The sequence below is a fragment of the Hydrogenophaga sp. 5NK40-0174 genome, assembly GCF_040372165.1.
Taxonomy (GTDB): Bacteria; Pseudomonadota; Gammaproteobacteria; order Burkholderiales; family Burkholderiaceae_C; genus Hydrogenophaga.
Genome location: NZ_BAABWG010000027.1, coordinates 1 through 409, shown reverse-complemented (window position 1 = coordinate 409; position 409 = coordinate 1). Strand labels below are relative to the sequence as shown.

At 63.1% G+C, this 409-nt stretch carries 1 protein-coding gene; it reads left to right on the top strand.

Features of this window, described 5'->3' with window-relative positions:
* A partial coding sequence (locus ABWV89_RS18875) for a cadherin-like domain-containing protein (RefSeq protein ID WP_353400637.1) occupies positions 1–409 on the top strand: 409 nt, incomplete at both ends.

The following is a 409-nucleotide window of genomic DNA, read 5'->3' as shown; positions in this document are numbered from 1 at the left end:
AAGACGATGCGCCAGCGAACCTGGGCAACGTGTTGACCGATGACACCGGAGACGGTGTGGACAGTGATCCGGATGGCGGCACGCTGACGGTGCTGCCACAGACGGACGCACCTGGCTCCAACGGTGGCCTGTTCACCATTGGTACGGATGGCGAGCTGACGTTCGATCCGAACGGTGAGTTCGAGTCTCTCGCTCCTGGCGAGACGGCGACGACGACGCTGACCTACACCATCGATGATGGGCAGGGCGGCACCGATACGGCGACGATCACGGTGACGGTCACGGGTGTGAACGATGCACCGACCGCGCTGGACAACGCTTACACAGTGGGTGAGGACGACACGGCAGCGCCTGTGGGCAACGCACTGACCGATGACACCGGAGCCGGTGTGGACAGCGATCCAGAAAA